Here is a 21,503-nt window from a genome sequence, read left to right on the forward strand (position 1 = left end):
CCACGCCACCCGGCCCGTACGCTTTTAAGCGCCGGTTACGGAAGTGAACTGGCGGAGGAATAGACTGGGGTAATTAAACAGGTCGTGAGGGGTGCTTCATTGGAAGAACGTTCGGCATCGGAGCCAATGGCAGGCGGGGACGGGACTCCCGGCCACGGAGTTCAGACCGGGCTGACCGCTTCCGCACGCCCCGGACCGGTGGTACCCGTCGACAATTCCGGCGCCCGCCCCACATTTCCCGGCCGTCGCGAACGCACACGCTCACGCCTGGCCCGCCTGACCGGCCGTGGCACCACCACCTATTCCCCGATCCTTGAGCCGCTGCTGCGAACCGTCCGCGCGAACAACCCCAAAGAAGACTTCGACCTGATCCAGCGCGCCTTTGACGTTGCTGAGAACAGCCACCGCGGGCAGAAGCGCAAGAGCGGTGATCCTTACATCACCCACCCCGTCGCCGTGGCCACCATCCTGGCGGAGCTGGGTCTCAGCGGAACCACCCTGGCCGCGGCCCTGCTCCACGACACGGTTGAGGACACGCCGTACACGCTGGCGGACCTCAGAAAAGAATTCGGTCCCGAAGTTGCCATGCTGGTGGATGGGGTCACCAAACTGGATAAGGTCAGCTTCGGTGAAGCAGCCCAGTCCGAGACCGTCCGCAAAATGGTTGTGGCCATGGCCAAGGACATCCGGGTCCTAATGATTAAGCTCGCCGACAGGCTCCACAACGCCCGGACCTGGCGGTTTGTGTCCGCGGAGTCATCGTCCCGAAAAGCCCGTGAAACCCTGGAAATCTTTGCGCCCCTTGCGCACCGCCTCGGCATGAACACCATCAAATGGGAACTGGAGGACCTGTCCTTCGCTGCCCTCTATCCGAAGGTCTACGAAGAGATCGTCCGCATGGTCGGGGACCGGACACCTGAGCGCGAGAAGAGCCTCGGCGTCATCCGTGACCAGATTACCGAGGACCTCCGCGCCGCCCGGATCAAGGCCACGATCACCGGCCGGCCGAAACACTACTACTCGATCTACCAGAAGATGGTGGTCCGGGATAAGGATTTCGACGACATCAACGACCTCATGGGGGTCCGCGTGCTGGTCGATTCGGTGCGGGACTGCTATGCCGCGCTGGGCACAATGCATTCCCGCTGGAACCCCCTGCCGGGGCGTTTCAAAGATTACATTGCCATGCCCAAGTTCAACATGTACCAGTCACTGCACACCACGGTGATCGGCCCAGGCGGCAAGCCCGTGGAGATCCAGATCCGCACCCATGAAATGCATCGGCGTGCCGAGTATGGTGTGGCCGCGCACTGGAAGTACAAGGACCAGCCAAACAGCACGGCCGTTGGCCCCGGCAGCCCCCGGGACGGCGATATGGGGTGGCTGAGGTCCCTGGTCGACTGGCAGCAGGAAACTTCTGATCCGGGGGAGTTCCTGGATTCGCTGCGGTTCGAGATCAACGCCCGCGAAGTCTTTGTCTTCACCCCCAAGGGTGAGGTCATGGCACTTCCCGCCGGTTCAACCCCGGTGGATTTTGCATACGCTGTCCACACCGAAGTGGGGCACCGCACCATCGGTGCCCGGGTCAACGGCAAGCTGGTTCCGCTGAACAGCGAACTGAATCACGGCGACTGGGTGGAGATCTTTACGTCCAAGGCCGAGGGCGCCGGACCCAGCCAGGACTGGCAGCACTTCGTTAAGAGCGCACGCGCACGGAACAAGATCCGTCAATGGTTCAGCAAGGAACGCCGCGAAGAGGCGATCGACCGTGGCAAGGAACTCCTGACACGGGCCATGCGGAAGCAGAACCTGCCACTGCAGCGCCTCATGACGCACGAGGCCCTGGCCGCGGTGGCCGCGGACTTCAAATACGTGGACATCTCAGGCCTCTACGCCGGTGTGGGCGACGGACACACCTCAGCGCAGTCGGTCATGGAGAAGCTCGTTGAAAGCCTGGGCGGCAACGAAAGCACCGACGACGACATCACTGAAGTCAGCATCCCTACCCACGTTACCAAGACCAAGTTCTCGGACTCCGGCGTGGTGGTGCGGGGCGTCGGCGATGTCTGGGTGAAGCTCGCCCGCTGCTGCACTCCAGTACCACCGGACCCGATTCTCGGATTCGTGACCCGCGGCTCGGGTGTTTCAGTCCACCGTACGGACTGCACCAACATCTCGGACCTCAAGGACCAGCCCGACAGGATCGTCGATGTCGACTGGGCCCCCACCCAGTCGAGCGTCTTCTTGGTGGAGATCCAGGTTGAGGCGCTGGACCGGAAATCCCTCCTCTCGGACGTGACCCGTGTCCTGTCCGAGAACCACGTCAACATCCTGGCTGCCAGCGTGAACACCTCCAGCGACCGGGTAGCCATTTCACGGTTCGCCTTCGAGATGGGCGATCCCAAGTACCTCAGCCACGTCCTCAGCGCCGTCCGGCGCATCGACGGTGTGTTCGACGTCTACCGGACTACCGGTAACAAGCGCCGGAGCTAACAGCGCAAGCTTTTCCAGGGCTGCGCGTTTGTGCGGGACCCTGGGAGTAGCTTCGATGGCCAGGATCAGCAGGCGAAGCCGTACGTCCTTCTCCGGACGTGCCAGCAGTCCTGCCAGCGCAGGCAGTGCCCGGTTTGCGTCTACGTGCAGGGCAATATCCACGGCAGTCCGGAGCGGACTCGAGACCATCAGCCCGCCCATGCTGACGACGTCGAACGGGCCAAGCCTGACTTCATGGAGTGTGCAGCCCCGCGTATTGCGGAGACTCGAAATCCGCCGTTTCGCATCAACAAGCAACGCCAGCCGGTCCGGCTCGTCGGCGCAGCCGTAGATCCAGGCCGCCGTCATCCTGCCGGCTACCACTCTCTGCCGGACAGCTGCCGGGACTGCGTTGGCTGCAGCCCTGGCCCGTAGTTGGGACGTAACGTGGAGATCGGGCAGCGTGAAACCGTGCTGGTGGAACCGTGTAAGGACGCCGTCCGCTGCCAGGGTCTGCAGTTCAGGCCACGTGAACGGCTGACCCGGCGAGTACAGGTCAGCGTGTTGGGGCGGTGACGGGGTGGCCATCCACCCATCCTGCCGTGCGGGTCCTTAAGCGCACAGGCCCGGTTCCGGTTATGTGGATAACCGGAACCGGGCCTGTGCAGCCGACAGCTTGTGAGTCCTAAGCAAGCTCGCTGGCAGAGCGCTGGAGCTGGTCGAGCCACGCCTGCCTCGCCTCGAGGGCTTCCCTGGCTGCCTTGATCTTGCGCTCGTCTCCGGCTTTCTCTGCCTTCTCGAGATCGTCCTGAAGCCCGGAAATGGCTGATTCCAGCTGCGACAGTGCGCTGTTGGTGCGGGCCTTTGTCTCGGGGTTGGAGCGCTGCCACTTCTCGTCTTCGGCGTGGCGGACAGCGTCCTCCACCTTGCGGAGGCCGGCTTCGATCCGGCCCATGTCGGCCCGGGGGACCTTGCCGGCTTCTTCCCAGCGGTCCCGGACAGACTGGAGTGCCTTCTTGGCGGCGGCCAGGTCCTTGACCGGCAGGATGGTGTTGGCCTCCACCAGGAGTTCTTCCTTCACCGTGAGGTTGGCCGCATATTCCTGGTCGATCTCCTCATTCGCTGCCTGCCGGGACGTGAAGAATATGTCCTGGGCAGCGCGGAAACGGGCCCAGAGGGCGTCGTCGTCCTTTCGGCTTGCCCGCGGGGAGGCCTTCCAGTCATCCATCAGCCGGCGGTATTCGCCAGCGGCGAAGCCCCAGTCGGTGGAGGAAGACAACGCCTCGGCCTCGGCAATAAGCTTTTCCTTGGCCGACTTTGCCGCCGAGTTGGTGCTGTCCAGCTGGGAGAAGTAAGCGCGGCGGTGGCGGTCAAAAACAGTACGCGCGGCACGGAAGCGCTTCCACAAGGCGTCCTCGTTGCTGCGGCCTAGCCGGACGCCGCTCTTCTGGGCCGTCTTCCAGCTTTCAAAGAGCTCGTTCATCCGCGCGCTGGACGTCTTCCACTGGATCTGGGCAGGATCCTGGCCCGAAATTTCCTCGGCTTCAGACACGATTGCCTCGCGGGCTGCCAGTTCGGCGGCCCGAACGGCGTCGTGCTCTGCTTTCTCTGCCTTTTCCAGCTCCGTGATTTGGGCGGAAACGGCCTCCAGCCGTGCTTCTGCCGACCGGAGATCTCCCACCATGTTTCGCTCTGCCAGCTGTTCGCGCAGGTGGGTGACGGTCTTCTGCATGTCGGTGCTGGGAGCCTTGGAACTGACGCGCTGCTCAAGGAGCAGAACCTGCGCCACAATGTCGTCGTACTTACGCGCGAAATACGCCAATGCCTCGTCATTGCTGACATCTGGGTACTGGCCCACCGGGTGCTCTTCGCCGTCGATCGTCAGGAAAACGTGGCCGTCACCTTCAACACGGCCCCAACGGGAAGCTTCGGCCAACGACGTTGCGGACGCGATCGGTGCCGGCGTTGCGGCGGGTGCAGCCGCGGCAGGCTTGGGCCGGGCTGCGAAGGCGGCCGGCGACGGTGCCGGACGTGGAGCAGGAGTGGGGGCCGCCGGCTGCGAAGCCACGGGCTCTTCGACGGCATCAGCCACAGGCCCTTTACCCGTTGCGTCGTCGGCCACGGGCGCCTCAGTTGTTGCGTTGTCGGCCACCGTCTCCTCAGCGGTGGCCGGGTCCGCTGCCGCCGGGCCGGCCACTGCCTCTTCGGCCACTGCCTCGTCGCCTACTGCCTGGTCAGCTACTGCCGGCTCAGCCTCGGGGGCCGCTGCCTCGGTCAGGTCTGCTGCTATTTCGTCGGATTTCTGACTGTCTGTCACCGCTAAAAGTCTTTCGCTTGGAGGAAAATACTCACATACTGCACCGCGGCCGTGAGGCCGGGCTTCCTACTTCAGAGAAAACGAGTCTATCGTGACTGGTTCAACGGGCGCGCCGTCCGTGTCGCTGCTGCCGGGAGTGATTCCTGCGGCTGCGATTCCGGACACGATATCCAGGCCGGACGTCACCTTGCCCACCACCGTATAGCCGCCGGCGCTGTCTGCGGGAATCACCGTGTCTTTGTAGACAATAAAAAACTGCGTGCCGTTCCCGTAAGCGTTGTTGCCCGTCCTCGCCACCGCTATGGTGCCAGCCGGGTAACGATTGTCAGCCGGGACGTTTTCCAGCGGACCCCACGTGTAATCGGGATTTCCGCTGCCCTTGCCGTCGGCAGATCCGCACTGCAGGACGCCGAAGCTTTCACTGGTGGTCAGCCGGTGGCAGGTCTTGCTGGTGAAGTAGCCTTCGTCGCTGAGGGACTTGAAGACTGCGGCTGCCTGGGGCGCCTTCGTTCCATCGAGTTCGACGCCGACCGCGCCCAGGTTCAGGGCCAAGTCTCCGGTGAAGGTTTGTCCGGCAGCCGAGTCGGGTGAAGGAATGTTGGCCGCGTTGCTGGGCGGCGCCGAGGCCGTGGGGGACGATGAAGGCGTGGTCAGTCCCGCCTCGGCCGCGGCGAACTCGTCTTCCGAGGGGTTGCCGGAAAATGCCGTGAGCTGAAGAACGACGGCGAGCACCACAGCGCCGGCTCCGGCGCCGGCGGCAATGAGATTGTCCCGTTTGCGGCGTGCTTCCTGATCCCGCCGCAGCCCGCGCTTTGCCTCCATCTGCTGGATGCGCCGTTTGGCTTCGCGTGCGCTGCGTGAACTGGCCGCCAAGGGTCCTCCTGTAAGTCGGTCTGCGGCCGGACTGTCAAGGGCCCGGGCGCAATCTGCCGGCAGCCTTCGACGGCCCCTGCCTGCGTGTTAGAGATGCAGGCGGAAGGCGCATAAACTGACTGCCGCACATAGTTTATGCATGAGTTGCTGGACAGCCGCCGTTCCTGGCCCGTTTCGGGTGGAATGCCGGGCAAAGTCCCAGGCGCCCTTCATCAAGAGGAGAACATCCACCATGGCACGCACCGCCTCCCTGTCCGGATTCCCCGAGTGGCTTCCCGAGGAGCGGCTGGTGGAGCTGCACGTGCTTGACACCCTGCGGAAGGTTTTTGAGCTGCACGGTTTCTCGTCCATAGAGACCCGGGCCGTGGAAACCGTCGGTCAGTTGCTGCGCAAAGGTGAGATCGATAAAGAGGTTTACGGCCTCAGCCGCCTCCAGGATGACGACGCCGACTCATCCGATGCGGCCAAGGCCGGAAAGTCCGATCCGCATGCCCTGGCGCTGCATTTCGACTTGACCGTGCCGTTCGCGCGCTACGTCGTGGAGAACGCCGGCTACCTCGCGTTCCCGTTCCGGCGCTACCAGATCCAGAAGGTCTGGCGGGGCGAACGCCCGCAGGAAGGCCGCGCCAGGGAGTTCACGCAGGCAGACATCGATGTGGTGGGCGACGGCGAGCTGCCCTTCCGCTATGACGTGGAGATTGCCCTGGTCATTGCCGAGGCCCTGAGTGCCCTTCCCATCCCGGATTTCCGCCTGCGCATCAACAACCGCAAGCTTGCCGAGGGTTTCTACCGGGGGATCGGGCTGGATGATACCGCGGGTGTGCTTCGCAGCATCGACAAGCTGGAAAAGATCGGCCCTGCCAAGGTCGCGGAACTGCTCAGGTCGGAGCTCGGGGCAACCGAGGAGCAGGCACAGCTGGCGCTGAAGCTGGCCGGGATCCGTACCGAAGACACCTCTTTTGCGGCCCAGGTCCGCGCCCTCGGCGTCACCAACGACCTGCTCGAGGAGGGCCTGGACGAACTGGAACAGGTGATTGAGGCAGCCGTGCAGCGCGCGCCGGGCAAGGTGGTGGCCGATCTCAGTATCGCCCGCGGTTTGGATTACTACACCGGCACCGTGGTGGAGACCGTCCTGGTGGGCCACGAGCAGCTTGGTTCCATCTGCTCGGGCGGCCGTTACGATGCCCTGGCTTCGAAGGGTAACCGCAAGTTCCCCGGCGTCGGGCTGTCCATCGGCGTCACGAGGCTGGTGTCCCGCATCCTCAGCCAGGACCTGGCCAAGGCTTCCCGGTCCGTGCCCACCGCCGTGCTGGTTGCACTGGCAAACGATGACAGTTGGGGTGCCGCGCAGGATGTCGCGGCCCAGCTCCGCAGCCGGGGCATCGCCACGGAAGTGGCAGCCAAAGCCGAGAAGTTCGGCAAGCAGATCAAGTTCGCGGACCGCCGCGGCATCCCCTTCGTCTGGTTCACCGACGACGACGGCAATCACCAGGTCAAGGACATCCGGTCCGGAGACCAGACGGACGCCGATCCGGCCCAGTGGGCGCCGCCGTCGGAAGACCTCCACGTGCAGGTGAACACGGCAGCTGCCCTGACGGCCTGACACTGGGGGAGCCGACCGCGCGGGCCAGGCCATAACGGGGCACTTCGCCGCAGACGCGCCGAAAGCTGAGGCGGTTCTGCGGGTTGGAGGCCCCAAAGTGCCCCACGATGGCGGGACTTAGGCCTGAGGACGCCGCTGGCCGCGCAGCCGCAGCACCAGGAAACGCCCGGCCACGCCAACGGCAAGGACCGCGGCCATCCCCAGTACTGAGGTGGGCGGCAGCGTGAACGCCAGCAGGAGGCAGCTGACAAAGCCGGCCACGTTCAACCACTTGCGGGCATGCGCTGGATGCTCGTCCAGTGTGTAGGCAGCAGCGTTGGTGATGGCGTAGTAGATCAGCACGCCGAAGCTGGAGAACCCCACCACCGTCATCACTTCGGTGGTCAGAAGCAGCAAAATCACGACGGCGGCTACCGCCAGTTCGGCCAGGAACGGCACCGTGTGCCGGCCGCCCACCCGGGCCAACGGTGCAGGCAGGTCCCGCTCCCGTGCCATGGCCAGCGCAGTTCTGCCCACGCCGGTGATGAGCGCCAGCAGCGCTCCGAGGCATGCCGCCGCCGCGCCTGCCTGGACCAGCGGCGCACCGGCCGCGAACTGCGAATAGCGCACGGCGTCCAACAGCGGAGCAGCACTTGCCGCCAGCCGGCCGTCCGGCAGGTGGCTTTGCAGCAGCAGCGCCAGCCCCAAATAGATGACAAAGGCGGCGCCCAACGCAGCCAGAATGGCCCGTGGAATGGTCCTGGCAGGGTCCCTGACCTCCTCGCCCAGGGTGGCGATGCGCGCGTAGCCGGCAAACGCGAAGAACATCAGCCCGGCTGCGGGCAGCACGCCGCCGAGGCCGCCTGGTGTTGTAGCAGCGGCCGTGGCCCCGGCAGCCGCGCCGGATGGATGCGGCCCGAGGAGGGCGGCGGCAGCCACAAAGACCAGGGTGGCCAGGACGACGCAGAGCAGGATCCGGGTGAGCAGCGCTGTGCGCGTGATGCCGAACAGGTTGACCGCCGTCAGGGCGACCACGGCAGCGACGGCAACGGAGACGGCGTAGTCCGGCGCAACGTACTGGCCGAAGGTCAGGGCCATGGCGGCGCAGGACGCCGTTTTTCCGCTGACAAAACCCCAGCCGGCCAAGAATCCGGGCCATTCGCCCAGCCGCTTCCGGCCGTACACGTAGGTTCCGCCGCTGGCCGGATACCGCGCCGCCAATTCGGCGGACGCGACGGCATTGCAATACGCCACCGCACCCGCGAGGACAACTGCCAGGACCAGGAACCTTCCGGCCAGTCCAGCTGCCGGTGCGAAGACCACAAAAACGCCGGCGCCGAGCATGGAGCCGAGCCCGATGGAGGTGGCATCAAACACGCCCAGCCTCCGTTGAAGTTGCCGGTCCGGGTTCATGGGGGAGGCGGGCCTTTCCAGCGGGTAAACTCAGACGGGATTGTTCCCGGAATGATCCTATGCATCTTTAAGTCTTTCGTTTTCCCTGCTGTCTCTTTCAGAAAGGTGTGCTGTGCTGCGCACACATGACCTCGGATCCCTTCGCTCCGAGCACATTGGACAAACCGTAACCCTGGCTGGCTGGGTTGGCCGCCGACGCGATCACGGTGGTGTTGCATTCGTGGATCTCCGTGATGCATCCGGCGTGGCCCAGGTTGTGGTCCGTGAAGAAGAGGTCTTTCACGGTCTGCGCAACGAGTACGTCCTCCAGGTCACCGGCACGGTATCCCAGCGCCCCGAGGGCAACGAGAACCCGGCCCTGGCCACCGGCGCCATCGAGGTCATGGCGGACAAGGTAGTCATCCTCAATACCTCTGATCCGCTGCCGTTCCAGATCGATGAACACGTTGAGGTGGGCGAGGAAGCCCGCCTGAAGCACCGCTACCTCGACCTGCGCCGCCCCGGCCCCGCCCGCAACCTCCGGCTGCGCTCCGAAGCCAACCGGGTGGCCCGCGAGCTTCTTCACCAGGACGGTTTCGTCGAGATCGAGACCCCCACGCTGACGCGTTCGACGCCGGAAGGCGCCCGCGACTTCGTGGTCCCGGCACGCCTGGCCCCAGGTTCCTGGTACGCGCTGCCGCAGTCCCCGCAGCTTTTCAAGCAGCTCCTGCAGGTAGGTGGCTTTGAGAAGTATTATCAGATCGCGCGCTGCTACCGCGATGAGGACTTCCGCGCCGACCGCCAGCCGGAATTCACCCAGCTGGATATCGAAGCCAGCTTCGTGGACCAGGACGACATCATTGCCTTGGGTGAAAACATCGTCGAGGCCCTGTGGAAGTTGATCGACGTCGAGATCCCCACGCCCATCCAGCGCATCACCTATGCGGACGCGATGGCACGGTACGGCTCGGACAAGCCTGACCTCCGTTTTGGCGTGGAGCTGACCGAGCTCACCGAGTTCTTCAAGGACACCAACTTCGGCGTCTTCAAGGCTCCCTACGTTGGTGCTGTGGTGATGCCCGGTGGCGCTTCACAGCCGCGCCGTACCTTGGACGGCTGGCAGGAATTTGCCAAGCAGCGCGGCCACAAGGGCTTGGCGTACGTTCTCTTCAAAGACGACGGCGAACTGGCAGGTCCGGTTGCCAAGAACCTGACCGACACCGAGCGTGCGGGCCTGGCCGACGCCGTGGGCGCAAAGCCCGGGGACTGCATTTTCTTCGCCGCCGGCGAGAAGTCCGCAGCCCGAGCGCTGCTCGGTGCGGCCCGCGTGGAGATCGGACACCGTACAGGCCTGATCAACCCCGCTGACTGGGCCTTCTGCTGGGTAGTGGACGCGCCGATGTTCGAACCGGCTGCCGCAGCAGTGGCGTCCGGCGATGTGGCTGTTGGCGCCGGCAAGTGGACAGCCGTCCACCACGCCTTCACTTCGCCCAAGCCGGAGTTCATGGACACGTTCGACAAGGACCCGGAATCGGCGCTGTCCTATGCCTACGACATCGTGTGCAACGGCAACGAAATCGGCGGCGGCTCCATCCGTATCCACGAGCGCGACGTCCAGGAACGCGTGTTCGAACTGATGGGCCTGGACCGTGAAGACGCCCAGACCAAATTCGGGTTCCTCCTCGAAGGGTTTAAGTTCGGTGCCCCTCCGCACGGCGGCATCGCCTTCGGTTGGGACCGTGTAGTGGCGCTCCTGGCTGGTGTTGAGTCCATCCGCGACGTCATCGCCTTCCCCAAGACCGGCAACGGCTACGACCCGCTGACCCAGGCTCCGGCGCCGATCACGGCGCAGCAGCGCAAGGAGGCCGGCGTGGACTTCAAGCCCCAGACGAAACCCGAAGAGCCCAAGAAGGCAGAACAGGACGCCAATTAGGCTGAGGGATTGATCTTGGACAGGAGGCTCCCCGGACAACTGGGGAGCCTCCTGTCCATAACGAAGGATCGAGTAAAGTGACCGACCCTGCCCTGCCGGACCTGGGATCCGTGATGGATGCCGCCTGGCCTGCTCCCGATCGGGAGGAAGCGGGTGGCTGGGTGTTCCGCGCCGCGAACGGCGTGACCCAGCGGGCCAACTCCATCTGGCCCCGCTCAGAGCCGGCCGGAAGCACCCATGAGCAGCTATCCCTGCTCCGGGAAGCGCGTGCGTGGTACCGGCGCCGGCGGATACCGGTGATCTTCCAGGTATTCGACGATGCCCGCAGCGCCGCGCTGAACGCCCTGCTCGACGCACAAGGCTTCACCCGGCAGTCCGAAACAGTGATCATGGTGCGGGACACGGACGGTGCTGCGAAGCCGCCGGCGGATCCCGGCGTCGAACTTTCAGCAGAGCCATCGGCAGAATGGCTGCGGCTGTGGTGGAGCGTGGACGGGCGGGGCGGCGAGGAATCACTCCACACCGCGCGCGGAATCCTCGAAGGCTGCCCGTCCCTGTACGCCCTGGTGCGGGACGAAAACCGCGTCCCTGCCGCCGTCGGGCGGCTTGCCCTTCCGGCCGGCGGGGACATCCGGTGTGGCGGGCTCTACTCCATGGCGACCCGTCCCGATGTCCGGCGCCGCGGCTACGCCATCCGCATCATGCAGTCATTGCTTGCGGCCGGTATGGAACAGTCTCTGGAGAGCTACTGGCTGCTGGTCACTGCTTCGAACCACGGGGCGCAGCAGCTTTACTCCCGGTCAGGATTCCGGGAAGTGGGCCGCTACATCTACCGCCAGGACCGGCCGAAGCGGCATCTGACCGGCTGCTGACGGGCTGGAAATTTGATACTTGAAGCTTCAATCAAAATCGGCTATGCTGGTGCCATGACGCAGACACTTGGCCTTCCTCCCGTCCTCTTCCTCAGCCACGGTGCGCCGCCGCTGGCCGACGACGCTACCTGGACCCGCCGGTGGCCTCGAGCGAGTTTGACCACTGGGCAGAAGAAGCAATGGCTCGCGGCGACGTTGACGCCATCCTCGATTTCCTGAACAAGGCTCCCGCCGCCCGGCAGGCGCACCCGCGTAGCGAACACTGGGCGCCACTGTACGTGGCGCTCGGTGCTGCCTACGGTTCCGGTGACCTGAAGGCGAAAACGGCCATTGACGGTTTTTGGTTCGGGCTCTCCAAGCGGTCCTGGACCCTGAACTAGTTCAGAGCGGCGGGTCCATGACATGGACCCGCACCGCGCAGGCATCCGCTGCGGCCTTCTTCAGGACCGCGGCCCTTGGGTCCGGTGCGTCAAGGTACACGAGCCGTGGGTACTGCGCGTAGCCGCTCAGCGCCGGCTGCTGCAGGGCGAGATCGGCCAGAGCTCTGTCGCCGCCGGGCACCAGGTACTCAAAGCCCTGGCTGGCGAAGACCTGCCGTGCATGATCCGCAGCCGACTCCACGAGCGCATCGGCCTGGTTGGCGCGGCGGCGGGCAAAGCGCTGCTGTGACTGACCGCCCGCGGCGGACCTTGACTGCACGTACTTGGCGCCCACTTTCGAAGCCAGGATCACGCCCTCGCTGGCAACGGCCGCGCCATAGCCGCCCCGCCTGATCAGGAGCAGTCCGATCCGGCGCGGCTGGGCAGCCAGGGACGCCAGGCGTTTCAGCGGATCGGCACCCCGCCCCGGCCTGCCGTCCGCCGGCCAAGGCGTCTGGAGCAGCGCCACGGCGCCGTCGGCCGCCACAAGCCGCACGCCGTCGTCGTCATCATTGAGCCGGAAGCCGCCGTGCGCGGCGCCAAAGCGTTCCGCCCATCCCGCGAGCCGGGCGGCCGGCACAAAGGCGGTCCGGACGGATCCCGCCCGGCCGGGGCCGTCGGTGCTGCGTGCGGTCATGGGGCCCTTTCGTGAGCGTGCGGATATGTGGCGCTGAACTATGAGTAGCCTATCTATGTGGATGATCTCTTCGGCCAAGGGCCCGGCAATGACGACGACGGCAGTGATGAACCGTCGTCGGCCGGCGGTTCCGGGGCGGGCCGGAATGCCCCGCCCCGCAGCCCGCTGGCAGTCAGAATGCGGCCGCGAACGCTCGACGACGTGGTAGGTCAGCAGCACCTGCTGGGGCAAGGCTCACCACTGCGGCAGTTGGCCGCCGGCACCGATGCCGTGGGACCCGCAGGCCCGAGCTCGCTGATCCTGTGGGGACCGCCCGGGACCGGCAAAACCACGCTCGCGCATGTGATCGCCAAGGGGAAAGGGCGGAAGTTCGTGGAACTGTCCGCGATCACCGCCGGGGTCAAAGACGTCCGGCGTGTGATGGATGACGCCCTGACTGCCCGGGACCTCTATAAGACCACCACAGTCCTGTTCCTGGACGAGATCCACCGGTTCAACAAGGCGCAGCAGGATGCGCTGCTGCCCGGCGTGGAAAACCGCTGGGTGGTGCTCGTGGCGGCAACTACCGAAAATCCGTCCTTTTCAGTGGTCTCGCCCCTGCTTTCCCGGTCCCTGCTGCTGACCCTGAAGCCGCTGACGGAAGCCGACATTGAGGGGCTACTGCAACGTGCGGTGGCGGACGAGCGGGGCCTGAACGGGAAAGTGGAGCTCAGCACCGAAGCGCTGGGCCACCTCGTCAGACTGTCCGGCGGTGACGCCCGGCGTGCCCTGACTGCGTTGGAAGCGGCCGCGGGCGTGGCATTCGGCGATGCCGATGACGCTGATGCCGACTTGCCGGTCACCGTTGAGCTCATGCACACCGAACGTGCCCTGGACGTGGCCGCCGTGCGCTATGACCGGGCCGGTGACCAGCACTACGACGTGGCCAGCGCCTTCATCAAGTCAGTCCGCGGCTCCGACGTGGACGCCGCCCTGCATTACCTCGCCAGGATGCTGGAGGCGGGGGAGGACCCGCGGTTCATTGCCCGGCGGATTGTCATTTCCGCCGCGGAGGACGTGGGCATGGCCGACCCCACCGCCCTGCAGACGGCGGTGGCCGCAGCCCAGGCTGTGCAGCTGATCGGCATGCCCGAAGGTCGGATCGTGCTGGCCGAAGCTGTGGTGCACCTCGCCACGGCCCCGAAGTCCAATGCTGCGTACATGGGCATCAACAAGGCCGTCGCGGATGTCCGGGCCGGATTGGGCAACGGAATTCCGGCGCACTTGCGCGATGCGCACTACCCGGGTTCGAAGCAGCTCGGCCATGGCAAGGGGTACAAATACGCCCACGATGCGCCGCATTCAGTGGCTAGCCAGCAGTACCCGCCGGACGATCTGGTAGGTCGGGATTACTACGAGCCCACCGCGAACGGTGCCGAGCGGGATATTTCCGTGCGCCTGGAACGCCTGCGGAAGATCATCCGCGGCAAGTGACGCGAGTGTGGGAATGCAGGGTAATCCTGCTAAGATGGTGCGTTGTCTGGCAAGGCACGGACGCAATCTCCCCAACCTTCAGTAGTTTCTCTGTTCAGTTTGGGGTAGCCCCGTGCCCAGTAGCAAAAGGCAGCGGTTGGCCGATGCTCTCCATCGTGGAGGCCAGTAACACTGACACACCGCAGATATTGGAAGGACACAAGTGGCTAACAACACTCGTGCTCGCCGTACAGCACGCCTCTCGCGTGCACTCGGCATCGCTCTGACCCCCAAGGCCGCCAAGTACATGGAGCGCCGCCCGTACGGCCCCGGCGAGCATGGCCGTGCCCGCAAGAAGCAGGACTCCGACTACGCCGTACGTCTGCGCGAAAAGCAGCGTCTGCGCGCCCAGTACGGCATCCGCGAAGCCCAGATGACCCGTGCCTTCGAAGAAGCACGCCGCACCAAGGGCCTGACCGGTGAAAACCTGATCGAATTGCTCGAAATGCGTCTTGACGCCCTCGTGCTGCGTGCCGGCTTCGCCCGCACCATCGCCCAGGCCCGCCAGCTGGTTGTACACCGCCACATCATGGTTGACGGCATCCGCGTTGACCGTCCGTCCTTCCGCGTCGGCGAGGGCCAGCTGGTCCACGTCCACAGCCGCAGTGAAACCATGGTTCCGCTCCAGGTTGCAGCAGCCGGCGCGCACCGCGACGTCCTGCCCCAGGTTCCGGCTTACCTGGACGTCAAGCTTGACGCCCTGCAGGCCCGCCTGGTCCGCCGCCCGAAGCGCTCCGAGGTTCCCGTAACCTGCGAAGAGCAGCTCGTCGTCGAATTCTACGCACGCTAAATCCCAGCAGCGTATCCAAAGAAGCCCGTGGCAAGCGCCACGGGCTTCTTTGTATGTAAGGTACTTGGGGGACATCTGCGGAACGCATCAAGACAGCGTGCGCGGTGGGAAAAGATCCACGTCAGTTTCAAGGAGATGAATGTCTATGTCTGGTGGCGATATTGCCGGCCTGATCGCAGCCGGGGTGTTTGCGCTCCTGGTGCTGCTGCTCGCCGTACCGATCCTGAAGCTCGGCAGCGTCCTGGAAGAGATTCGGACTTCGATCCGATCCATCAGCGACGGTGCCACGCCCCTGATGGACGAGGTCACCGCCACTGTCACCACCACCAACCAGCAGCTGAAGAAAGTGGATGGCATCGCCTCCAATGTTTCTGACGCCTCCGCGAACCTCTCCGCGCTGTCCTCCCTTGTTGCCGCGACGGTGGGTTCACCGCTGATCAAGGTGGCGGCGTTCAGCTACGGAGTGCGTACGGCCCTCGCTAACCGCAAGAAACCCGCGGCCGGCCGCCGCAGCCGCTAAACCACCGGAAGAACAGAACATGAAACGACTTGTCTGGATGGGAATCGGCGTGGCGATCGGTGTCATCGCCTTCCGCAAGGTCACCGAAGCCCAATCGAACCTGGGGCCCGAGGGCCTGAACCGGGCTGTGGGCCGGCTCGCCGACAGCCTCTATGACTTCGCGGACGCCGTGCGGTCCGGGATGAACGAGCGGGAAACGGACCTCCGCACGGCTCTTGGGGTCGAATCCCGGGAAGTGGCCCGGCGCTAAACGCACGGGAACAAACGCGCGAGAATTAAACCAGCAGTTGCCGCTTGCCGGAACTGCCGTCTGAATCAAACTGTCACGCACCTGAAACGCGTGATCCAAGAAGGGTAAGTAATCAGCTCATGAAGTCGCAGGAGATCACAAAGCGCTGGGTGGACTTTTTTGTCAGCAAAGGCCACACCGCGGTTCCCTCCGCCTCGCTGGTCTCCAGCGACCCCTCCTTGCTGTTCACCGTTGCCGGCATGGTGCCGTTCATTCCGTACCTGACTGCCCGCGAAGAAGCCCCGTACTCCCGCGCCACGAGCATTCAGAAGTGCATCCGCACCGGTGACATCGAGGAAGTGGGCAAGACCGCCCGCCACGGCACGTTCTTCCAGATGTGCGGCAACTTCTCCTTTGGCGACTACTTCAAGGAAGACGCCATTAAGTACGCCTGGGAACTGCTCACCACGAGCGTGGACGACGGCGGCTACGGCCTGCCGCCGGAGCTTCTGTGGGTCACGGTTTACCAGGAAGACGACGAAGCCAGGGACCTGTGGCTGAAGAACACCGGCGTCCCGTCCCAGCGGATCCAGCGCATGGGCAAGGCTGATAACTACTGGCACACCGGCCAGCCAGGTCCCGCCGGCCCGTGCTCGGAAATTTACTACGACCGCGGACCCGCTTACGGCGTTGAAGGCGGCCCGCTCGCGGACGAGAACCGCTACGTCGAAATCTGGAACCTCGTCTTTATGCAGTACCAGATCGACAACGTCCGTTCCAAGGACGACTTCGACATTGTGGGTGAACTGCCCAAGAAGAACATCGACACCGGCCTGGGCATGGAACGACTCGCCATGATCCTGCAGGGCGTCGAGAACATGTACGAGACCGACCAGGTCCGGCCTGTGATCGACCAGGCGGCCGCGCTGTCAGGCCGGAAGTACACCTCCGCCGAAACAGCGGACGATCCCCACCACACGGACGATGTCCGCATGCGCGTCGTGGGCGACCACATCCGCTCCGCACTGATGCTGATCGCCGACGGTGTAACGCCGTCGAACGAAGGCCGTGGCTACGTCCTGCGCCGCCTCATCCGCCGCGCCGTGCGCTCCATGCGCCTGCTCGGCGTCGAAAAGGCCTGCCTGCCGGACCTGCTGCCGGCCTCACGCGACGCCATGAAAGGCGTCTACCCCATTGTGGAGACGGACTTCGACCGCATCAGCCGGATCGCCTACGCCGAAGAGCGGGCCTTCCTTCGCACTATCGCATCGGGTACTGCCCGGTTGGAGGACGCTGTGACGGTGTCCAAGGCTGCCGGCGCGCCGCTGTCCGGTGCCGACGCGTTTGCCCTGCACGACACGTACGGTTTCCCGATCGACCTCACCCTCGAGATGGCTGAAGAAGCCGGGCTCAAAGTGGACGAGGCCGGATTCCGCGCCCTCATGCTTGAACAGCGCCAGCGCGCCCAGGCTGATGCCAAGGGCAAGAAAGGCGGCCATGCCGACCTCAGCTCCTACCAGGACCTGCGGGGGGAGGGCCAGACCGTCTTCACCGGCTATGAAGAGCTCGACGGCGAGTCCCGCGTCCGCGGCATCCTCAGCGGCGGCCAGCGGGTCGCCCACGCCGCTACCGGAGACGAAATAGAGCTCGTCCTCACCGAGACCCCGTTTTACGCCGAGGCCGGCGGCCAGTCGGCCGACACCGGGCTCATCACAGGTGACGGCTTCGTGGTCGAGGTCCTGGATGTCCAGCGCCCCGTCAAGGGCCTGAGCGTGCACAAAGCGATCGTCCGTGAAGGCGAGATCGCCTCCGACTCCCTGGTGCGCGCCGCCGTCGACCGTGAACGCCGCCATGCCGCCGAGCAGGCCCACACAGGAACGCACATTGTCCACGCTGCGCTGCACCAGATCCTCGGCCCGCAGGCCACCCAGCGCGGCTCCTACAACAAGGCCGGCTACCTGCGCTTCGACTTCGCCTGGGGTGAGGGCCTCAGCACCGCCACCCGCTCAGAACTCGAAGAGGTGTCCAATCTGGCCATCCGCAACAACTTCCGGGTGGACACCAAAGTCATGGGCCTCGCCGAGGCTAAAGCACTGGGCGCCATGGCGCTGTTCGGCGAAAACTACGGCAGCGAAGTTCGTGTTGTGGAGATCGACGGCGCGTGGTCCCGTGAGCTCTGCGGCGGCACCCACGTTGCCAACACGTCCCTGATCGGCAGCCTCTCGCTGCTGGGTGAACAGTCAGTGGGTTCAGGCAACCGCCGCGTCGAAGCCTTTGTGGGCATGGACGCCTTCCGGCATCTCGCCGCCGAGCGCGCCCTGGTGACCGAACTGACCGAGATGCTCAAAGTACCGTCCGGCCAGCTCGCCGACAGGATCGCCAGCACGCTGAACAAGCTCAAGGCCACGGAGAAGGAAGTGGACCGACTCCGGAAGGGACAGCTCACCGCTGCGGCAGCCAACCTCGTGGGCACCGCCCAGGATGCCGCCGGCATCCGGGTCATCGCGCACGACGCCGGCCAGATCGGTGGTGCCGACGATGTCCGCAACCTTGCCCTTGACCTCCGCAACCGGCTCGGGTCGGAAGCCTCCACCGTAGCAGTGGCTGGTGTCAGCAACGACCGTCCCATGATCCTGGTGGCCACCAATGAGGCCGCCCGGGAAGCCGGCGTGAAAGCCGGGGCCCTGGTGCGGCTCGCGGCCGGTATCCTCGGCGGCGGCGGCGGTGGCAAAGACGACGTCGCCCAGGGTGGCGGCACGGACGCTACCAAGGTCGCACCGGCGCTTGCCGCCGTTGTGGACGCCATCTCCCGGCGCTAGGGCCAGATGACAGACTCCGTTGCAGCCGTCGGCTACCCCCAAGGCATCAAGCTTGGGGTAGACGTTGGCACCGTCCGCGTGGGAGTGGCCATTTGCGACCGGGATGCCATCCTGGCCACGCCGTACAAGACGCTGGACCGGAACGCCAAGAAAAACTCAGACGTGCGGGTGATCGCCTCGCTCGCGCAGGAGATCGGCGCCGTCCAGGTCATTGTTGGACTGCCACGCACCATGAAGGGGGAGGAACACGCGTCCGCCCGAATGGCCACCGAGTACGCGGAGCTGCTGGTGGCTGAACTGGCCGGCCGTGGCCTCGATGTTTCCGTCAACCTCGTTGACGAACGGCTCAGCAGTGTCACGGCCCACCGTAACCTGCACGAAGCTGGCATGAGCAGCCGGAACCACCGTAAAGTGGTGGATCAGGTTGCAGCGGCAGGTATTCTCCAGCACGCCATCGACATGCAAAAAGCCAGGGGAATGGACGTTGGGAGCCGCGTGAGCGCGCCGCCCCGTCCACAGCCTTCCGGGCGAGGCGGGTCAGCCCAGGCTGGCAACTCCGCCGCCGAAGGCACGTCTCGACCCCAGAACACGGAAGGCTACAGTGAGCCCGTCCAATAACGACGACGCCTCAGGCGCCACCAGCAATGTTGGTGCCAGGCCGCTGACCCGCAAAGAGCTCCGCGCGTTGGAGAAGCACACCGAAGACACCAACGCGGTTCCGGAACAGGCGTACGAAACCGGCCAGGACCAGGCGGTTTCGGGGCCGGAGCATGTTTTCCCGGCGGCTCCGGAACGCGAGCCTGCTGCGGCGGCCGAACCTGCACCGGAGCCTGTCCAGGCACGCCAGCCGGTAGTCCCCACGCTGCCGGACACTCAGCCGTCCATCCAGGAAGCGGCGCCGGACGCCGCCGAGCACCACCACGCTGATGCCCTCCGGGACCATCACCCGGACACCGTTCGGGAGCAGCACGCTGACTCCGTTCAGGAGTTCCACGCCGACGGGGCTCAGGCCTACGACTCTCACCCGGCCGGGTACGCCCATCCTGACGAAGTCCACCGCGAAGACCAGCACCACGGTGACGAGCACTACGAAGCCCACCACTACGAAGAGCAAGATCACCATGAGCACCACCTCGACGACCACCATGAGGCCCACCCTGATGCAGGCCTGTTCGCCGGGGCAGCTGCGGTTTCCGTAGTGGCAAAGCCTTCAAAGAAGGTGCGGCGCAGGCGCCGTCTCCTGGCACTGTTCCTGACCCTGGTGGTGTTCGTGGCCGCCATCGCCGTGGGGGCGCAGTTCCTGAAGCCCCTGCTGGGGTCCGACAAGGCGAGCGACTATCCCGGCCCTGGCAGCGGCGAAGTGCAGGTTTCGGTCGCGCCGGGTGAAGGTACACGCTCAGTAGCCGCCAAATTGGAATCTGGAAAAGTGGTTGCCAACGCGGACACATTCCTCCATACCTTTACGGCTTCGGGCGGAACACTGTCACCCGGGGACTTCACCTTCAGGATGGAGATGAAGAACTCGGACGCCGTCAATGTCCTGCTGGGCCAGGACAAAACCAAAGTGATCTACTTTGCCCTGAGCGCAGGCCTGAGGATCGGCGAATCACTGCAGGAAATTTCCAAAGGATCCGGAATAACGGTGCAGCAGCTGATGCAATTCAGCAACGCTCCGCAGGAGTTTGGCCTGCCGGCCAACGCAAAGAACCTTGAGGGTTACCTGGCGCCGGGGGAGCACCGGTTCCCGCTCGGCACCTCGGCGAAGGACATCCTCCACGAATTGGTTAAGACAACCACCGACGAGCTCGTGTCGCAGGGCATCACCGATCCCGCGAAACAGTACGAGGCCGTGACTGTTGCCAGCATCGTGCAGGCTGAAGGCGGCCAGGCGGAGTATGGCGATGTTGCCGGGGCCATCTACAACCGGCTTAAGCCCAACGACCAGACCGGCGGTTTCCTCCAGGTCGACTCAGCGGTGACGTATGGACTCGGTACCAGGAGCTTCAACTTCACCGACGAGGAGCGCAAGGACAAGTCGAACCGCTACAACACGTACGCCAACCCGGGCCTGCCGCCGGGCCCCATCGGTTCGCCCGGCAAGACTGCCATCGATGCCGCGGCCAAGCCCAAGACGAACGAGTATCTTTACTGGGTTACTACCAACCTCGATACCAAGGAGACCAAGTTTTCCAAGACCCTCGCTGAGCACAACATGTACGTCGAGCAGTACAACACCTGGTGCAAGGCGAACGCAGGCCGCTGCGCATGAGCCTGAGGGCTGCCGTTCTGGGCCATCCGATCAGCCACTCCAAGTCGCCGGCCCTGCACCTGGCGGCGTACCGCAAGCTGGGGGTGGACATCGGCTACACCGCAGTGGATCTGACGGAGGAGGCGTTGCCCGCGTTTATGCAGCGTGTCCGGAACCAGGTGGGGTGGCGCGGACTGTCCGTGACCATGCCGCTGAAGACCGGGATGGTCACCCAAGTGGACGAAGTCCGAGGTGTGGCACGCACCTTGGGCGTGGTCAACACCGTCGCCTTCGAGGACGACGGGCCTTCTGTCCGGCGCATCGGCTACAACACCGACGTCGCCGGAATCGTTAACGCCGTGCGCAACGCCGGCGTCCCGGCCAGTCCCTCCGCAGTAGTCCTGGGGGGAGGGGGAACGGCGGCGGCCGCTATCGCCGCGTTGAAGGACTTGGGCACTGCGCGTGCACAGGTGTTTGTCCGCGACACGTCCCGGGCTGCCGAAGCGCGGGCAGCCGCCGCAGGCGTCGGCCTGGCCATCGACGTCCGGCCGATGACAGAAGCCGCCACCCCGGCGGCGAGTGCCGACGTCGTGATTTCCACGCTCCCGCCGCGCGCGGCAGACGGCCTGGCAGCCGAAATCGCCGCAATGGGAACCCGGACCCACGGCGTCCTGCTCGACGTGGCCTACGATCCGTGGCCCAGCAACATCGCAGCCGTGTGGCAGGCCGGCGGCGGTGCCGTGGTGCCGGGGCTGGAAATGCTGCTGTACCAGGCGGTGGAACAGGTGCGCCTGTTCACGGGCCGCGGTGAAGACGTTAATGCAGCTGTCATAGATGTGATGTGTGACGCAGTCGGCCTGCCCCGACGGGCGTTCTGACGGCCAGACG

Annotated in this window: 17 protein-coding genes and 1 pseudogene; 13 read left to right on the forward strand and 5 right to left on the reverse strand. The window is 65.1% G+C overall.

The window, feature by feature from the left end; translation table 11 throughout:
* Positions 1 to 99: 99 nt before the first annotated feature.
* Positions 100 to 2,493, forward strand: coding sequence for a RelA/SpoT family protein (locus ABIB27_RS02745; protein ID WP_354253453.1), 2,394 nt, complete (start codon positions 100 to 102; stop codon positions 2,491 to 2,493).
* Here the strand turns inward: ABIB27_RS02745 and ABIB27_RS02750 are convergent.
* From ABIB27_RS02750 to ABIB27_RS02760, 3 genes are all read right to left on the reverse strand, one after another.
* Entirely contained in the window at positions 2,374 to 3,060 is a 687-nt protein-coding gene (locus ABIB27_RS02750; protein WP_354253454.1) for a type IV toxin-antitoxin system AbiEi family antitoxin, read from the reverse strand. The two genes, ABIB27_RS02745 and ABIB27_RS02750, sit on opposite strands and share 120 nt — an antisense overlap.
* Positions 3,061 to 3,157: 97 nt before the next feature.
* Entirely contained in the window at positions 3,158 to 4,789 is a 1,632-nt protein-coding gene (locus ABIB27_RS02755; RefSeq protein ID WP_354253455.1) for a DUF349 domain-containing protein, read from the reverse strand.
* A 66-nt stretch (positions 4,790 to 4,855) separates the two neighbouring features.
* Entirely contained in the window at positions 4,856 to 5,662 is an 807-nt protein-coding gene (locus ABIB27_RS02760) for a peptidylprolyl isomerase (RefSeq protein ID WP_354253456.1), read from the reverse strand.
* Between the two features lie 232 nt (positions 5,663 to 5,894).
* Here ABIB27_RS02760 and hisS point away from each other — a divergent pair, with 232 nt between their 5' ends.
* Positions 5,895 to 7,265 carry a histidine--tRNA ligase gene (gene hisS, locus ABIB27_RS02765; protein WP_354253457.1) on the forward strand — a complete coding sequence of 457 codons (1,371 nt, stop codon included), beginning with the start codon at positions 5,895 to 5,897 and terminating at the stop codon, positions 7,263 to 7,265.
* Positions 7,266 to 7,382: 117 nt separating this feature from the next.
* Here the strand turns inward: hisS and ABIB27_RS02770 are convergent, their stop codons facing one another.
* Positions 7,383 to 8,657 carry an APC family permease gene (locus ABIB27_RS02770; RefSeq protein WP_354253458.1) on the reverse strand — a complete coding sequence of 425 codons (1,275 nt, stop codon included), beginning with the start codon at positions 8,655 to 8,657 and terminating at the stop codon, positions 7,383 to 7,385.
* A gap of 112 nt (positions 8,658 to 8,769) precedes the next feature.
* On the opposite strand from ABIB27_RS02770, the gene aspS reads away from it, so the two are divergent.
* From aspS to ABIB27_RS02785, 3 genes and pseudogenes are all read left to right on the forward strand, one after another.
* Entirely contained in the window at positions 8,770 to 10,569 is a 1,800-nt protein-coding gene (gene aspS / locus ABIB27_RS02775) for an aspartate--tRNA ligase (RefSeq protein ID WP_354214336.1), read from the forward strand.
* 77 nt (positions 10,570 to 10,646) lie between these two features.
* A complete protein-coding gene (locus ABIB27_RS02780; protein ID WP_502909096.1) occupies positions 10,647 to 11,441 on the forward strand; it encodes a GNAT family N-acetyltransferase in 795 nt (264 codons plus the stop codon).
* Between the two features lie 134 nt (positions 11,442 to 11,575).
* Positions 11,576 to 11,821 (forward strand): annotated as a pseudogene (locus ABIB27_RS02785) (dioxygenase); the annotation flags it as partial.
* A 1-nt stretch (position 11,822) separates the two neighbouring features.
* Here ABIB27_RS02785 and ABIB27_RS02790 read toward each other — a convergent pair.
* Complete coding sequence (locus ABIB27_RS02790) at positions 11,823 to 12,497, reverse strand: acVLRF1 family peptidyl-tRNA hydrolase (protein ID WP_354253459.1); 675 nt, start codon at positions 12,495 to 12,497, stop codon at positions 11,823 to 11,825.
* A 57-nt stretch (positions 12,498 to 12,554) separates the two neighbouring features.
* Between ABIB27_RS02790 and ABIB27_RS02795 the strand changes: the two genes are divergently transcribed.
* From ABIB27_RS02795 to ABIB27_RS02830, 8 genes are all read left to right on the forward strand, one after another.
* Positions 12,555 to 13,970, forward strand: a complete 1,416-nt coding sequence (locus ABIB27_RS02795) for a replication-associated recombination protein A (RefSeq protein ID WP_354253460.1) — start codon at positions 12,555 to 12,557, stop codon at positions 13,968 to 13,970.
* A gap of 202 nt (positions 13,971 to 14,172) precedes the next feature.
* Positions 14,173 to 14,799: a 30S ribosomal protein S4 gene (rpsD, locus tag ABIB27_RS02800; RefSeq protein WP_190988295.1), complete on the forward strand. Its 627-nt coding sequence runs from the start codon at positions 14,173 to 14,175 to the stop codon at positions 14,797 to 14,799.
* 145 nt (positions 14,800 to 14,944) lie between these two features.
* On the forward strand, positions 14,945 to 15,319 hold the full coding sequence (locus ABIB27_RS02805) for a DUF948 domain-containing protein (protein ID WP_164199570.1): 375 nt from the start codon (positions 14,945 to 14,947) through the stop codon (positions 15,317 to 15,319).
* 19 nt (positions 15,320 to 15,338) lie between these two features.
* The gene (locus ABIB27_RS02810; protein WP_354214340.1) at positions 15,339 to 15,569 is read left to right on the forward strand and encodes a DUF6167 family protein; all 231 of its coding nucleotides are present in this window, start codon (positions 15,339 to 15,341) and stop codon (positions 15,567 to 15,569) included.
* Between the two features lie 119 nt (positions 15,570 to 15,688).
* Positions 15,689 to 18,367 carry an alanine--tRNA ligase gene (gene alaS, locus ABIB27_RS02815; protein WP_354253461.1) on the forward strand — a complete coding sequence of 893 codons (2,679 nt, stop codon included), beginning with the start codon at positions 15,689 to 15,691 and terminating at the stop codon, positions 18,365 to 18,367.
* Positions 18,368 to 18,373: 6 nt separating this feature from the next.
* Entirely contained in the window at positions 18,374 to 18,985 is a 612-nt protein-coding gene (gene ruvX, locus ABIB27_RS02820; protein ID WP_354214342.1) for a Holliday junction resolvase RuvX, read from the forward strand.
* A complete protein-coding gene (gene mltG / locus ABIB27_RS02825) occupies positions 18,969 to 20,636 on the forward strand; it encodes an endolytic transglycosylase MltG (protein WP_354253462.1) in 1,668 nt (555 codons plus the stop codon). Before ruvX ends, mltG begins: the two co-directional genes overlap by 17 nt.
* The gene (locus tag ABIB27_RS02830) at positions 20,633 to 21,493 is read left to right on the forward strand and encodes a shikimate dehydrogenase (protein WP_354253463.1); all 861 of its coding nucleotides are present in this window, start codon (positions 20,633 to 20,635) and stop codon (positions 21,491 to 21,493) included. The genes mltG and ABIB27_RS02830 overlap by 4 nt, the downstream gene beginning before the upstream one ends.
* The last annotated feature ends 10 nt before the right edge of the window (positions 21,494 to 21,503 follow it).

This window comes from Arthrobacter sp. UYEF21 (assembly GCF_040546085.1).
GTDB lineage: Bacteria > Actinomycetota > Actinomycetes > Actinomycetales > Micrococcaceae > Arthrobacter.

Excerpts from the sequence above, each read along its gene's own strand:
- ABIB27_RS02750 (WP_354253454.1), bottom strand. The coding sequence starts at position 3,060 with ATGGCCACCCCGTCACCGCCCCAACACGCTGACCTGTACTCGCCGGGT.
- hisS (WP_354253457.1), top strand. The coding sequence starts at position 5,895 with ATGGCACGCACCGCCTCCCTGTCCGGATTCCCCGAGTGGCTTCCCGAG.
- ABIB27_RS02770 (WP_354253458.1), bottom strand. The coding sequence starts at position 8,657 with ATGAACCCGGACCGGCAACTTCAACGGAGGCTGGGCGTGTTTGATGCC.
- ABIB27_RS02790 (WP_354253459.1), bottom strand. The coding sequence starts at position 12,497 with ATGACCGCACGCAGCACCGACGGCCCCGGCCGGGCGGGATCCGTCCGG.
- ABIB27_RS02805 (WP_164199570.1), top strand. The coding sequence starts at position 14,945 with ATGTCTGGTGGCGATATTGCCGGCCTGATCGCAGCCGGGGTGTTTGCG.
- ABIB27_RS02810 (WP_354214340.1), top strand. The coding sequence starts at position 15,339 with ATGAAACGACTTGTCTGGATGGGAATCGGCGTGGCGATCGGTGTCATC.
- alaS (WP_354253461.1), top strand. The coding sequence starts at position 15,689 with ATGAAGTCGCAGGAGATCACAAAGCGCTGGGTGGACTTTTTTGTCAGC.
- ruvX (WP_354214342.1), top strand. The coding sequence starts at position 18,374 with ATGACAGACTCCGTTGCAGCCGTCGGCTACCCCCAAGGCATCAAGCTT.
- ABIB27_RS02830 (WP_354253463.1), top strand. The coding sequence starts at position 20,633 with ATGAGCCTGAGGGCTGCCGTTCTGGGCCATCCGATCAGCCACTCCAAG.